Origin of the sequence: Nocardiopsis chromatogenes YIM 90109 (assembly GCF_000341185.1) — a bacterium.
GTDB classification, from domain to species: Bacteria; Actinomycetota; Actinomycetes; order Streptosporangiales; family Streptosporangiaceae; genus Nocardiopsis_A; species Nocardiopsis_A chromatogenes.
This window is the reverse complement of record NZ_ANBH01000006.1, coordinates 1-13916: the sequence shown is the minus strand read 5'-3', so window position 1 is coordinate 13916 and position 13916 is coordinate 1. Positions and strand designations below refer to the sequence as shown.

At 73.7% G+C, this 13916-nt stretch carries 10 protein-coding genes; all 10 read left to right on the top strand.

Annotation, left to right across the window (positions count from 1 at the left end; genetic code table 11):
* The first annotated feature begins 66 nt into the window (after nt 1-66).
* Nucleotides 67-891: an NAD-dependent epimerase/dehydratase family protein gene (locus D476_RS0100445; protein ID WP_239648559.1), complete on the top strand. Its 825-nt coding sequence runs from the start codon at nt 67-69 to the stop codon at nt 889-891.
* Between the two features lie 155 nt (nt 892-1046).
* Complete coding sequence (gene thyX / locus D476_RS0100440) at nt 1047-1847, top strand: FAD-dependent thymidylate synthase (RefSeq protein ID WP_017622018.1); 801 nt, start codon at nt 1047-1049, stop codon at nt 1845-1847.
* Nucleotides 1848-2662: 815 nt separating this feature from the next.
* Complete coding sequence (cas10, locus tag D476_RS0100430; RefSeq protein ID WP_017622016.1) at nt 2663-4567, top strand: type III-B CRISPR-associated protein Cas10/Cmr2; 1905 nt, start codon at nt 2663-2665, stop codon at nt 4565-4567.
* Nucleotides 4564-5724, top strand: coding sequence for a type III-B CRISPR module-associated protein Cmr3 (locus D476_RS36950; protein ID WP_239648558.1), 1161 nt, complete (start codon nt 4564-4566; stop codon nt 5722-5724). The genes cas10 and D476_RS36950 overlap by 4 nt, the downstream gene beginning before the upstream one ends.
* Nucleotides 5721-6662 carry a type III-B CRISPR module RAMP protein Cmr4 gene (gene cmr4 / locus D476_RS0100420; protein WP_026123099.1) on the top strand — a complete coding sequence of 314 codons (942 nt, stop codon included), beginning with the start codon at nt 5721-5723 and terminating at the stop codon, nt 6660-6662. Before D476_RS36950 ends, cmr4 begins: the two co-directional genes overlap by 4 nt.
* Nucleotides 6659-7144, top strand: a complete 486-nt coding sequence (cmr5, locus tag D476_RS0100415; RefSeq protein ID WP_017622013.1) for a type III-B CRISPR module-associated protein Cmr5 — start codon at nt 6659-6661, stop codon at nt 7142-7144. Before cmr4 ends, cmr5 begins: the two co-directional genes overlap by 4 nt.
* Nucleotides 7131-8216, top strand: coding sequence for a type III-B CRISPR module RAMP protein Cmr6 (gene cmr6, locus D476_RS35385; RefSeq protein ID WP_017622012.1), 1086 nt, complete (start codon nt 7131-7133; stop codon nt 8214-8216). Before cmr5 ends, cmr6 begins: the two co-directional genes overlap by 14 nt.
* On the top strand, nt 8213-9229 hold the full coding sequence (locus D476_RS0100405; RefSeq protein ID WP_017622011.1) for a hypothetical protein: 1017 nt from the start codon (nt 8213-8215) through the stop codon (nt 9227-9229). Before cmr6 ends, D476_RS0100405 begins: the two co-directional genes overlap by 4 nt.
* Nucleotides 9226-10941, top strand: a complete 1716-nt coding sequence (locus D476_RS0100400) for a hypothetical protein (protein WP_017622010.1) — start codon at nt 9226-9228, stop codon at nt 10939-10941. Before D476_RS0100405 ends, D476_RS0100400 begins: the two co-directional genes overlap by 4 nt.
* Before the next feature lie 74 nt (nt 10942-11015).
* Nucleotides 11016-12200, top strand: a complete 1185-nt coding sequence (gene cmr1, locus D476_RS0100395) for a type III-B CRISPR module RAMP protein Cmr1 (protein ID WP_017622009.1) — start codon at nt 11016-11018, stop codon at nt 12198-12200.
* The last annotated feature ends 1716 nt before the right edge of the window (nt 12201-13916 follow it).

Genomic DNA, 13916 nt, shown 5'->3' with positions numbered 1-13916 from the left:
ACGGGCGGGGGACCGTCCGCCGCGTCCGCGATGCTGAAACGGCGCGTCGCTCGTAGGCTTCGGACTATGGATTCACAACTCGGACGAGTGGCCGTCACAGGAGCGGCGGGACGGGTGGGCCGCACCGTGCGCGAAGGGCTCGGCGACGCGGAGCACGTGGTGCTGATCGACCGGTCCCCGCTGCCCGAGCCTGCGAACGCCGACCGGGAGACGGCCGTGGAGGCCGACATCACCGACGTCGAGGCGATGGTGAAGGCGTTCGAGGGGGCCGACGCGGTCGTGCACCTCGCCGCGATCGCGGACGAGGCCCCGGTCCCCGACCTCCTCAAGGCCAACGTCGAGGGCACCCTGGCGGTGCTGGAGGCGGCGCGCCGCGCCTCGGTGAGGCGCGTGGTTCTGGCCTCCAGCAACCGGGTCACCGGCAACTACCCCATCCACCACCACGTGTTCCCCGACGAGCCGCCCCGCCCGGACGGCTTCTACGGCGTGACCAAGGTGGCGGCCGAGGCGCTGGGGCAGCTGTACGCCGACACCTACGGCATGCAGGTGGTGGCGCTGCGGATCGGCTCCCTGGAGGAGCAGCCCGGCGAGACGCGGCACCTCGCCACGTGGCTCAGCCCGCGCGACTGTGTCGGCTTCGTGAAGGCGGCGCTGACGGCGGACAACGTGAACTTCGTCGCGGCCTATGCGGTGTCGGCCAACGCGCGCCGGTTCTGGGACCTGACGGCGGGCGAGAACGAGCTGGGCTACCGGCCGGTGGACGACGCGGCGGTGTACTCCGGTGAGTTCCCCGACGACGACCCGTTCTGGCACGGCGGCCCGCAGGGAGGGGCGTTCGCGGGCCCCGAGGCACTGGCGCCGTACCTGCCGGGAGGCGGGGCCCAGGGGTGAGCGGAGGCCGCTCCGGCCCGGCCCGGAGCGGCACGCCCCATGCCCCGGCCCACCCCGCCCGCCCGTCCCCGGCCCTGCCCAGGTCCCGGTAGGGTCGATGCGGCCCGGGGGCGAGGCGGCCCCCGCGGCGCGAGCGTTCGTCGAGGGGGAGCACGATGAAGCAGGTCGAGCCCGAGGTCCACTTGGTCGCCAAGCCGCAGCTGGACTACGGCGAGGTGGCGGCCTACCTCGCCGACGTCGGCGGGGAGAAGTGGCTGGAGCGCTTCGACCGGGGCGACCTCGACGCCCACCTCAACGACCCGCAGAACCTCGCCGAGTTCGCCGGGCGCCTGTGCTACCGCTCCTGGGAGCCGGGGCTGAACCCGAACGTGACCCGGGTGCGCACCGACCAGGACGCCTACCTGAGCAACATCCTGCGCAGCCTGCACGGGTCGGTGCTGGAGCACGTGAGCTTCAGCTTCGTGCTGCACAACGTGAGCCGCGTCCTGACGCACGAGCTGATCCGCCACCGGCCCGGCGTGGCGGTCTCCCAGGAGTCGCTGCGCTTCGTGCGCCTGACGGACCTGCCGTTCTGGTTCCCCGAGTGGGCCCAGGACGACCCGGAACTGATGGAGCGCGCCACCGACATGCTGCGGCGCATGGAGGAGTTCCAGCTCTGGATGGCCGACCACTTCGAGCTCGACGAAGAGGGCAAGAAGTTCGCCGACAAGAAGCACAAGACCTCGTTCATGCGCCGCTTCGCCCCTGAGGGCGTGGCCACCGGCCTGGTCTGGACGGCGAACGTGCGCACCCTGCGCCACGCCATCGAGGCCCGCACGGCCCCGGGCGCGGAGGAGGAGATCCGCCTCCTGTTCGGCAAGATCGCCGAAACGGTCCGCGAGGAGGCCCCGTCCCTGTTCGGCGACTACACGGTCGACGAGGACGGCACCTGGGTCCCCGAATGGCGCAAGGTCTGACCCGCGCGTGGAGAACGAGGGCGGGAGGCGAACGCCTCCCGCCCCTCGGTGTTCCCGGCCTTCGCGGCTCGGCCGCGGGGTGGTCGAAGGGCGCCGGACCACGGCCGGAACCGCAGGCCGACGAGCTCGTCCGGGACACCGGCTGGCTCCATGTCGTCTCGACCGGTGAATCGCTGGCTGTCCCGTTTCGCTGACTGCCCGTCGTTGCGGGCGTCGCCGGTCGCCGCCATCTGGGCGAGGCCACAGTGTGCGCCGATGCCGATCTGCACGGCGGAACCGTTGTCCCGGACGACAGGAACGCACGGAAGGTGGCCGAGAAGAGGGGGGCTGAGTGTGTGCGGCACGCTCCGGCTCCTCGCCGACGCCTGTAACGACGGGCAGCTCACCACCGCCGGGGCCTCCGCGCTCGTGGAGGCGCTTCGGGAGTCTCACCAGGCCGTCGCACGCTGCGGCGTTTCCGAGGACAAGCGGCCCAGGCGGATGTATTTGCCCTTCTCACCGGGTGGTTTCGCCGCATGGTGCCGTCGGGAGGGCATTCTCGCCTGACGGCTCAGGCCGGCCATGCGGCGCCGGACGTCCTTTCGCGTCGGGACCACTCCTGCCACATCCGGCCACTGGTGGCGGAACCGGCGGGGCGGACGCGTCGGGCTTGCTAGCGTTTGCCTCCTCCGATGCGGTGGGAGGCGGTCGCCGTCGTGCTCACCGGACGGTGGACACAGACCAGGGACCGCCAGCAGACGCCGAGAAGAGAACATGCCCCCCACAGCCACCCCTCCCGATCGGGAGGTTCGGCGGCGTCCCCGGGTGGACGCCGCATGACCGGACGTGACCTCGTCGTTGTCGCCCTCGCGGGGGTGCAGCGCTACATCGAGGAATCCCGCACCACCACCGACCTGCGGGCGGGGAGTCAGATCATCGCCGGGCTCGCCGCCGCCGGTGTCGAGTGCCTGCTCGGGGACGACCGCGCCGACGCCCGGATCGTCTTCCCGGTCGAAGGGCGCGCCCGCGGGGCCGAGGACGGGATGCCCAACCGGATCGTCGCCCTCCTCGCCGCCGGGACGGGCCCCCAGGCCGCCGGACAGGTGGGGCGCCACCTCGAACAGAAGTGGGCCCACTGGGTCGGGCAGGTCTTCGGCGAGGGCGACGGCAGGAATGCTCGGGGAGAGCTGGACACCCCCGGCTGGCCCGTCGTCCAGTGGGTGAGCATCCCCGCAGAGGCCGGTGACTACGCCGCCCAGTGGCGCCGGGCGCAGCGGCTGCTCGCCGGACGCAAGAACATCCGCGACTTCGTCCAGCCCCTCGACGCCCCCCGGCCGCTGTGCACGCTCTCGCCCCGCTGGCGGTCGGTCCCGCCCCCTCAGCGCGCTCCCGAGCACATGCGGGACGAGGACCTGTCGGTCCCGAGCTGGGTCAAGCGCCTGTGGCACCGGCGCGGCGGCGACAAGCAGACGGGCTTCCCCTCCACCAAGGGGATCGCCTCGGCCCACTACCGTGCCGATGTCCTGCGCAAATGGGATGAGCCCGGGATCGCGGACGCAGTGAGAGGGCTGAAGGAGTGCGTCGACCAGGTCGACCGGGAGGACATCTCCGAGGCGCCTCTGCCGGGGTTCACCGACGAGGTCAAGGAGGCCGGCGCCGGTGATCCGGCCGCCGACTGGTTCCGCGGGCGGGGCGCGCAGTGGGTCTACCCGGGCGTGTGGCACCTCGACTCGCTCGCACACCGGTTCGGGGTCAAGGGCGAGGGTGAGGGGTTCGACCTGTTCGAGGTGTCGGTCGGGCTCGGCGCGATGGCCTCGACCACCCTGGCCCGGGCGGGCGAGCAGGCCGGGCTGGCGCCCCCCTCCCCGCACCTGGCCGTGCTCGTCCAGGACCTCGACTCCATGGGGAGCTTCCTGTCCGGCAAGGTTCCCCGCGAGGTCCCCGGCCAGGACGGTGAACCGTTGGAGGTCACGGCGGAGGAGCACGGCCGGATCTCCCGGATGCTGTCCGAGGTCGCCGCCGAGCAGCGCTCCGCGGTCGAAAAGGCCCTCGGCACGGTCGTCTACGCCGGGGGCGACGACCTCCTGGCGCTCGTCCCCGCCTCCCGGGCCCTCGACGTGGCGCGCGCCTGCCACGACGCCGTCCGCGCCCCGCTGCCCACCGCCAGCACGGGACTTCTGTTCTTCCACCACGACTCCTCGCTCCGTGAGGCCCTGCACCGTGCGCACGAACTCCTCGTGGAGGCCAAGCGCCGGAAAGGCAAGCACGGCCTGGGTATCGGCTACATCCGCAACAGCGGTGCGCACGCCGACTGCGTCGTCGGCTGGGCGGACGGCTCCCCGCCCGAGGACGCGCTGCGGGTCTTCATGCCCCAGGGCGACCGCGCCCGCATCCGCCTCTCGCCCCGGCTCCTGGCCGACCTCGTCGCCGAGCGGCCCCACCTGGACAGGGGCGGTACCGACGGCGCCGGGGAAGGGCACCGGCCGCTGCCGCGCCAGGTCGCCCAAGCCGAGATGCGCCGCCTGATCCGGCGCCACACCACCATCGCCCCGCCGCCCGGCGGCCGCGCCGATCCGAGGGACGAGGAGGAGAGGGGCCACGAGAAGAGGGACGACGAGGAGCTGAAGGAGGCCTTCGCGCGCGACGCCGTCGCCGCCCTCGCGCGCTTGGCCCCTGGGACTCGCCTGCTCGACGAGGATGCGGTGCGCGTGGCCGTCTTCCTCCGCCAGGAGGTGCTGTGAACGCACGGACACCCCGCCCGCCCGTGACCGACCGGTGGCTGGTGGTACAGCCCCACGACACCGTCCAGGTGCGCGACGGGCGTTCCTTCGACGCCGGAACCGGCGGCATCGCCCACAGCGTGCGCCCGTGGCCCTCCACCATCGCCGGGGCGCTGACCGCGGCACTGGGCGGCGAGGACCTGCAGAGCGTGCGCGGCCCCGTCCTCGTGCGGGAGACGGGCGACGGATGGCGGCCCTACTTCCCCGCCCCCAAGGACCTGCACACCGACCCCGCGCGCAACGACGTCTGGCGCATGTGCCTGGAAGGCGGGCCGGTAGCGGAGCCGGGGGCGCGCTCCGACGGAGGCGCACCGGCATCCGCGACCGACCTCCACTGCACGGAGGAGGACGGCACCGGCGGCCTGCGGCTGCTCACCCTCCCCAGCGGGGCGGAGGGCAAGGAACGCACCGAGCCCTGCGACGCGCTCCTCCCTGGGCGCACCCTCCACGACTACCTCCATGGCGACCTGGTCGTCTCCGGGGGCGTGGCCCCCTATGAGGAACTCGACGCGGTCGACGACCCGGTCGTCCCCGAGCCGCGCACCGGCATCGGCCTTGACCCGCGCACGCGCACCGTCCGCAACGGGATGCTCTACCGCACCACGCACATGCGCCTGGAGCAGGGATGGGCCTTCGCCGCGCACGTGACGCCCAAGCCCGAGCAGCAGCGCCAGGTCGACATCGGCCCGCCCGACCCTGTGCAGTTCGGCGGGCTTGCCCGCATGGCCGACGTCGACCCGGCCCCGGGCACCGACTGGCCCCGGGCACCCGCGCGCTTCCCCGGCGGGCGCGTCCTCCTCTACGTCGCCACCCCGGCCCTGTGGCCCCGGGGGTGGCGCCCCGATACGCCCCCGGGAGCCGAACTCGTCTCGGCCGTGGTGGGCGACCCCCTGGCGGTCGCCTCCGCCTCGCCCAAGCACAACGGCGAGGATTTCTGGAGCAAGCGGGTGCTCGCCTGGGCCGTTCCACCCGGATCGATCTACCTGCTCCGCTTCCCCGGCGAGGAGGAGGCCGCTGTCTGGGCCGCCGAGCACCATGCCCGCGCGCTCGGCCCGCCCGCACGGGAGCGCATGGACACCGCGGGCTTCGGAGTCGTTCTGACCGGAGTGTGGTCGTGAGAACCTATCTGCTCTACCTGTACACCGAATCGCCCCTGCACGCCGGGGGAGCCGAGGCCGACGGCTCGGTCGACCTGCCCATCCAGCGCGAGGCGGCGACCGGCTACCCCCTCGTGTGGGGCCAGAGCCTCAAGGGCGCGCTCCGGCAGGCCGCCTACGACGCGGGCTGGGGGGACGACCGGGACGGCGCCGCCGACGGTGGAACCGTCCTCGACACGCTCTTCGGGCGGGCCACCACCGGCGACGACGACGGCCCCGGCGTCAACGCCAACGCGGGCCGCCTTGTGGTGGGCGATGCCCAGCTCCTCGCTCTCCCCGTGCCCACCCTGATGGAGACCTTCGCCTGGGCCACCTCGGCCCTGGCGCTCAGCCGGCTGGCCCGCAAGCACGCCCGCGTCTGCGACGACCGCGGCACCCGCCCCTTCCCCGCCGTCCCCGACGGCGGAGGCGTCTGCGCCGAGGGCAAGTGGGAGGACACCCGGCAGGTACTCGGCCCGTGCGTGGTGCCGGTGCGCGGCGCCAGGAAGGGCGAGCCCGACCCGGTGGCCGAGTGGGCCGACCTCATCGCCCGTGAGGGCATCGGCGACGAGCCGTTCTTCGCCCCCTTCGCGGGCAAGCTGCGCGAGGACCTCATCGTGGTCGACGAGACGGTCATGGGCCAGCTCCTCAGGGAGTGCACCGAGCTGTCGGTCCGGGTGCAGCTGGACCCCGAGAACAAGACCGTCGCCAACGGCCCCTTCACCAGCGAGTACCTGCCCGCCGAAACGCTGCTCGTGTCGGTGCTGACCCTGCGCGACGACGGCGCGGCCTCCACCGGCCTGGCCGACCGGGTCGACGAGCTCCTCGACGGCAGGGTCCTGCAGATCGGCGGCGACGAGACCCTGGGCAAGGGCCTGGTGTGGACCCGCCTGGTCAAGGGGGAGGGGGACGCCACGTGAGCGGCGCCGAGCGCATCGACCAGGAACTCGCCGCCATCGCCTACGAGATCCTCCCGGAGAAGGTGACCAAGGAGGTCCGCACCCGCATGCGGCAACTCCCCTCGCGCCTCAGGGGCGGAGGCCTGGCCGCGAGCTATGCCTTCATCTGCGCCCGCGCCAACGAATCCAAGGCCGACGGTTCCAAGAACGACTCCAAGGCCCAGCTCGGGCGGGCCTACGGCCTTCTCGCCGACAAGATCGCCCAGCGCCTCGCGGACCAGCGGATCCTCGGCAAGGCGGGGGACACCATGACCCGGCAGCAGTGCCTGAGGCACCTGGCCGACGCCACCCCGATGGAGTACGCGCGCGCCTCGGCGGAGATCGACGCCCTGGCCATTTGGCTCTCCCGTCTCTCTGACGCGCTGTGGGACCGCTCGGACGACGGGAACGGGGCCGGGAACGAGCCGCCCCCGGGGGACGGAGGCGGCGATGCCCAGGGATAGGCGCACCCCCGGCGCGGGCGGGAACGCAGACGCGGTCGAGGAGAAGGTCCACCGCTTCCCCGCTTACGGCCCGCTGGGCGCCCGGGTGCGGGTCGAGCGCCGCACCCCCGTCGACGAGAAGGGTAAGGAGGGCCACCCCTACCCGGTCCTCATGGACGGCGGGGACAAGGTCGACAAGAGCGCCAACGCCCTCGTCCTCCTGCAGCGGCTGGCATTCGAGAAGGAGGACGGCGACCAGAGGCTCAAGGTCGCCGAGGCGCGGGGGCTGCTCAACGAGTGGGCGGCCGACTCATGGCTCAGGAAGGGCCATGCGGAGCTGCTCACGGGCGCTCTGGCGCGTCGGCACGCTTTCGTCGAGCGCTGGAGGACACGGGAGAAGCCCCGCCGCTACGCCGAACGCCTGGGACTGGTGCCCGAGTGGCGCATCGTCACCGGACTGGGCCTGCAGTACGGGGAGCTGGAGAACGGCCTGGCGATGCACGGCACGTACGGGTGGCCGGTGATCCCCGCTTCGACCCTCAAGGGCGTGGCGGTCGAGGGCGCCCGCATCGTGGAGAACGAGCTGAAGGCGGAGGAGCGGACGGAGCTGATCCCCGTCCTGCACGAGAAGGTCCGCCGGATCCTCGGAGACCCCCGCCCGGGCCAGGCCCCCGCCGCCGACGGCGAAGGCCCCCAGGGGCGGGGATCCGTCCGCTTCCTGGACGCCCTTCCCGGTGAGAAGGGAGTGAAGGTGTACAACGACGTCATCACCCCGCACCAGCAGCCCTACTACACCGACACCATGCCCGGAGAGGGTGGCCCCGCCGCGCCGCGCCCGCCGGCCGAGCACCACAACCCGGTGCCCGTGCCCTTCCTGTCGGTCAGCGGGACGTTCCACGTGGACCTGCTCGGCGACGATGAGGAGGACCTGCGCACCGCCGCCGAGTGGCTGGAGCGCGCCGGGGACGAGAGCGGCATCGGCGGCCGGACCACCGCCGGGTACGGGTACTTCACGTGCCGACCGGCCCCCGCCCCCGCCGCCGGGGGACCGGCGGGTGCGGGCAAGGGGCCGAAGAAGGGGAAGCGGAAGTGACGGCCACCGGGACCGTGCACATCGTCAGCGTCGGCCTCAGCCTGTTCGGGAACCTGAGGGCCGGGACGGCCAGGCTGACCGAGCGGCACCGGCTGGACCGCGAGGTCGCCGAGAGCATCCGCGCGCTGCGGGAGCGCCTGCACGACGAGCAGGACGCCTACGCCCACCCCTCCGACGAGCGGGACCGGCAGGCCGAGTGGCTGGCGCGGGCCGTGGCGGAGGGCGACGAGGCCCGCGCCGAATTCGCCGCGCTGCTGCGCGAGGTGCGCGTGGAGGAGTGGAAGCCGGGCCTGAGCGCCGAGCTGTCCGCGCTGGCGGCCTATCTGGGACGCGCGGACGGTGGGCAGGGAAAGGGCGTGTGCGTCCTTCCCGCCGAGGACACGGCGGTGCTCATCGCCAGCGACACCGGTCCCGGGCTGCGGGCCGCCCTGGTCAACGCCGCCGCCATGGCCGGGGGCGACCTGGGGCGCGTCCACTACCTGCACGACCCTTCCGACGCCGTGGCCTCCCTGGACGGCGCGGTCGTCATCGTCCGCGTCCCGGGGCTCGACGCCGGGAACACGGCGGGCTTCATCGAGGCGATGCGCAACCTCGGCGGGGTGGGGCGGGGCGTACGGCGCCTGGCCGAGCGCGCCGGGGCCTCCGGGGCCGGTGAGCGCGTGGTCCGCTTCCACACCTCGGGCGGCTTCAAGGGCGCGCTGCCGTTCCTCCTCGGGATGGCCGAGGCGCTGCGCAGCATCCTCGGCCCCCGGATGGTGAAGGCGTACGCCGTGCACGAACTCAGCTCCGCCAGCGCGGTCGAACTGCCGCTGCGGTCGTTTCACAGGGAGTTCCTCGGGCGCCAGTTCAAGGGCGTCGAACGAGGGGACGGGGTCTTCAGGACGGAGCCGCCCGACGGGAAGCCCTTGCAGGGGTTCGCCTACGACTTCGACGGCGACAGGCGGGAGTGGCGTCTGACCCCGTTCGGGTACGCGCTGAACGAGATGCTCCCCGAGGCTGCGAAAGAGCCGTGAGCGACACGCACCCCGAGCACAGGGACCGTGCTGCGCCCGAGCCCTCCCTGCCGTCGATGCTCGTCGCTCTGTCGGAGCGCCTCGCCACAGGCCTGGGGGCCGTGGCCGACGCCGGACGCGACGGCGTCGGCCGGGGCGGTGCGGCCTCCGGCAACGACGCGGCCGCCTTGGCCGGGGCGGAGCTCCGGCACGCCGTGCTCCAGGTCGACAGGGCCCAGCAGGGCGCGGAGGTCGGCTACGGGCAGGCCCGCGACGGCCTCTTCCGCCTCTGGGAGGAGCAGCCGCACACCGCCCGCGTCCTCGTCCACCGGCCGGAAGCGGTCACCGCGTGGCTGCCGCGCGTCCTCCGTATCCGGTCGGATCTCACGCAGGAGGAGGTCGAGACCCAGGGTCCGGCCGTGTGGTGCGTCCTGGCGGGAACCGTGGACGCGCTCTGGGAGTACGCCCAGGGGGACTCGGCAGGGGCGCACCGGATCCGCCGATGGGAGCCGCTCATCGCCCGTATGCGCTTCCTCGTCCTGGCCGAGCCGTTCCGGGACCTCGGTCTGTGGGAGCCGTCCTGGGCGTCGACGACCGCACTGGGGCGGGTCTTCGGCTACGACACCGGGGTCGAACTGATCCGGCGCGCGCGCGAGGCGCGTGAGGCGTGGCGCGCCCACCTGGGCGCGTATCAGTCCGTGCCGCTGTTCGACCATGCGCCGCCCTTCTCCGCCGAGGAGGACGTGCGCGCGCTGGCGTTCGTGTCGGAGTTCGGCGGGCGTCCGCTCGTCCTGGCCGACCTCGCGCAGGGCGGCGCCGGCGGTGAGGGGAACGGCGTCCCGGAGAAGGACTCCGGGCCGGAGCGCGGCCCCGCCGGGCTCCCGGCCGACCGGGCCGTCACCGAGGACGTCGTCGAACACCACCTGCTGCCCCGTTTCGCCGTCGTGGAGGCCTGGGCGGCGGTCGTGGGCAGGCCGGGCGCCTGGCGCGATCCAGGGCAGGCCCTGCTGTTCGGCGCCGTGTTCGGCACGGCCCTTCTGGGGGCCGTCGCGGCCGTCACCGCGGCCGCCGCGTCCGGGGCGCTGGGCACGTGGTACGTCGCCACCGGGTTCGCCGGGGCCGCCTATGCGGCGATCGGAGTGGGAACGCTCGCCTATGGGCGGCGCTGGGCCATGCCCCTGATGCTGCGCTTCCCCGCCGCCGCCGTGGTCGGGCTGATCGTGCTGGTCGCCTTCCACCCCGACTGGTGGACGGACCTGTCCCTCGGGTGGGCGAGCGCCGGGACGGCCCTGCTCATCGCTGCGGCGCCGTTCGGCTACCTGCTCACCCAGGTCCGCAACCACAATTCCGGCCAGGTGCCCGAGGGGGGCGGGCGGACGCGGGTCCGCAGGCGGGTCGTCGCCCGCGCCGCCCTGGCCACGGGGACGGGGCTCGCCCACGCCTTCCTCGTGGCCCTGCTGGGGATGGTCCTCATCGCCCCGGTCTTCTCCGAGGACGGGGACCGGCTGCGCACCGCGTGGTCCGGAGGCGAGGACACGGCCGCCGCCTCCTCAGCGGCCCCGACGGAGGCCTCACCGGAGGCGGAACCGCCCAGGCGGCCGGGCAGTCCCACGGCGATCCTGGCGCTGGCCACCGCGGTCTGCCTGGCGGCCGGGGTCTTCTCACAGATCCTCTGGGACGACAAACCGGTCACCGCGCCCCTGTCCCATCAGCGCTGGCGCTCGGAGCGCTGAGCGGAGACGGCACAGGCACGGCGCGGACGACACAGATGCAACGTCCGAGACGTCCAGGAAGGAGGGCGGCACCGATGGCGTGGACGACGTTCGGGCTGAAGGTCACGACGCCCCTGTTCAACCACGACGACACCGAGACGGGCCTGCGGGTGGCGTCGATCCGGGGAGCGATGCGGTACTGGCTGCGTGCGCTGGCCGGGACGCGGTTCGGTGACGACATCAAGGGGCTGGCGCAGCTGGAGCAAGAGGTGTTCGGGAACACCAAGCGGAAATGCCCGGTGCGGCTCCGCCTGAGCGAACAGCCCAGGGACACCTTCCGGGGCGCCGTGGGCAGGCTGCCGCTCTCCGACGAGGACGGCAAGTGGGTCGCCTACCTGCTCGGGCAGGGCCACGTCGCCTACAACCGCGAGACCGGGAAGTTCTTCAACACGCGCCCCTACGTCGAGCCCGGCGGCACGTTCACGCTCAAGGTGGGCTTCTCCGGCGAGGAGCGCGCCGACGCACTGACGATGGCGAGCCTGTGGCTGGCGTGCACCTACGGCGGGTTCGGCGCCCGCACGCGCAAGGGGTTCGGGGGCGTGCGCCTGACCCATCGGGACGGCCCCCTGCCGAAGACCTGGCGGAGGTACTCCGCCGACACCCCGGGGATCGACCACTACCGGGCCCTGGGCCACCTGCCCGTGTCGGAGGCCTTGGAGGACTGCGTCGATAAGCACCTGCCCGAGCCGAACGGGCGCACGGGCGGCACCCCGCACTACCCCGTGCTCGGTGAAGGCGCGACCATCGCGGCACTCGGCGAGCCGAGCGGCGGCACCTGGCGCCAAGCGGCCGCCGAGGCCGGGGAGGCGTACCGCCACTTCCGGGCGCCGCGTCCGAACCGTTCCCCGGACGCCCGCTACGACCCCTGCATCAAGACCCCCGAGTACGAGGAGGTCGTCTACGGGGACGAGACGCACTTCCCCCTGGGGGCGCTCGGGCTCCCGGTCGTGTTCAAGAAGGGCATCGCCGCCAACGCCTACGACGGCGGCGAGGACCTGCGCCGTGCCTCTCCGCTGTGGTTCAGGTTCGTCGAGGACCCCGAGCGCCGGGAGTGGCGGCTCTTCTCCTTCGCGTTCCACAGTGCCTTCCTCCCGGGCGGCCGCGGCCCGGAGGTCCGCCTGCAGGGCGGCAAGCAGGGCAGGAAGACGGTCACGGTGACCGACGCCGACGTGCGCCAGCGGACGCAGGCATGGATGGAGGCCTCCACGTCGCGCGACTGAGCGCGCTGTGCCCGCGGCCGAGCGGATCCGCGAGGACCTGGCCGAACCCGTCCGCCCCGCGCCGCGATCGCCGACCGGGCCATCGACCGGACCGCCCCGGGCCGAGGAGGGGACGCGACCATGGTCGACATGCCGTCCAGCGGGCTTCTCGCGGTCCGGGTCGGTGGGCGGCTCGGCCGGTGCCCCGCTCCCGGGCCCCGGCCGTCCGGCGGGCCGCCGGGGCGCCTGGTGGATGGCGGCGACGACGGCGGGCGGCCCCCGCCGAGGCTGTCGGGTGGTCCGAGGGCAGCGGGGTGGTGCTTGCACCACGCGATCACCCTTCGGGTGGTTCATTCACCGCGCTCGATCGGCCGACGCGCGTGAGGGGGGCCGGTGTGCCCGGTTTCCGGGCCGTGGCGTCTCACCTGGTGGGGGGGGGAGGGGGCCGGATGATGTGCACCCTCCTCGGGGGCGCCTCCGGTCCGGGCGGCGGCGCGACAGGGAAGGTGAGGCTTGTTCGCGTTCGTGGCGGCCGTCGGGCGCCGTCTCGACCAACGTGCACCCCTCCGACGGGAATCTCCCGCATGGTGAGACCCAGGGGCCGGGGTTCGCGCTCTCCGACACCCGGACCCGCCCCCGCCGGGCCCGCCCTGAATCCGGCAGCGCCATGACCTGGGTGAACACTCCCTGTTAAGGGGTGGGAGGGCCGCGAAGCGCGCTCAGCGACACCCGCGAGGGTCCCGGGCGTGCGAAGTCGGCGATCCCAGAACACGTTCTGGAAACGGAATGCCCGGTTCATGTCCGTCTGGGGCGTTCACTTCGGGCGCCGAAGGGGGTGCGGGAGCACCCCGGTGCTCCCGCTGGGCGCTCGGAGGTCACTCCGGGCCGATATCGGCTACACAGGGTGGCGAGCGGGGCGGCAAACGGTCCCGCTGTGCCGTTTGGGGCCCTTCTGGAGGCAGAACGTGTTCTGGAATCGCGATGACCGTGCACCCCCGCCGCCCCCACTGCCGCCCCGGGCGCCGAACAGGGCGAGGGAGGGGCCTCGGTGCCCCGGGAATCCGGGCGAAGCGGACACCGGGCCGGTAGCGGCCGGGCCGGAACCCGCCTTCCGGACGCCACGGACGACCCGGGGCCCTCTCGCGCGGCGAAAGGGACGCTTTCAGTGTGATCGCGTGGCGGATCCGCCGCGCGGGATCGCCGCCCCTTCCCCGCCGCACCCGGTATGCCCGGAATGTCCGGCCCCGGGGTTCCCCATCGTACGTTCAACGCGCCCCGGGGTAACGAGTGTGCGCTTTCGACCACTCCCACGCGCCCAGTGTGCGCTTTTCTGCGCACTCGATGCCCGGCAGCCCGCCCCGTGTCCGGGATGCCCGGAATGCGGTGCCCGTTCACCCCGCCACGGGCGCGGGTGAGCACCCGCCCACCCCACGGCGCCGCCTTCCCGGGGCGCGAGGAACCCGCCGCCCGGCCGGGGCCCGTCAGCGGGGCACCAGCCGAGCCGCCGCCCACCCGCACCGCGAGCAGCCGGGCGCCCGGCAGGCAGGCCCGGGGAACCGCCCCGCTCACGCCGTTGCCGCCATACACGGCGACCACGCACACGCCCGGCGGCCGACAATGCCACCGCAAGGGCCGCCGACCTGCGTCGTCGCCGCCCTCCACCTCACACCCCGGCTACCCGCCGCCCGGCAAGCAGGCCTGGGGAACCGCCCTGCTTCCGCCGTCGCCGCCATCTAC

Coding starts and splice junctions, on each gene's coding strand:
- D476_RS0100445 (WP_239648559.1), top strand. CDS start 67: ATGGATTCACAACTCGGACGAGTGGCCGTCACAGGAGCGGCGGGACGG.
- thyX (WP_017622018.1), top strand. CDS start 1,047: ATGAAGCAGGTCGAGCCCGAGGTCCACTTGGTCGCCAAGCCGCAGCTG.
- cas10 (WP_017622016.1), top strand. CDS start 2,663: ATGACCGGACGTGACCTCGTCGTTGTCGCCCTCGCGGGGGTGCAGCGC.
- cmr6 (WP_017622012.1), top strand. CDS start 7,131: ATGCCCAGGGATAGGCGCACCCCCGGCGCGGGCGGGAACGCAGACGCG.
- cmr1 (WP_017622009.1), top strand. CDS start 11,016: ATGGCGTGGACGACGTTCGGGCTGAAGGTCACGACGCCCCTGTTCAAC.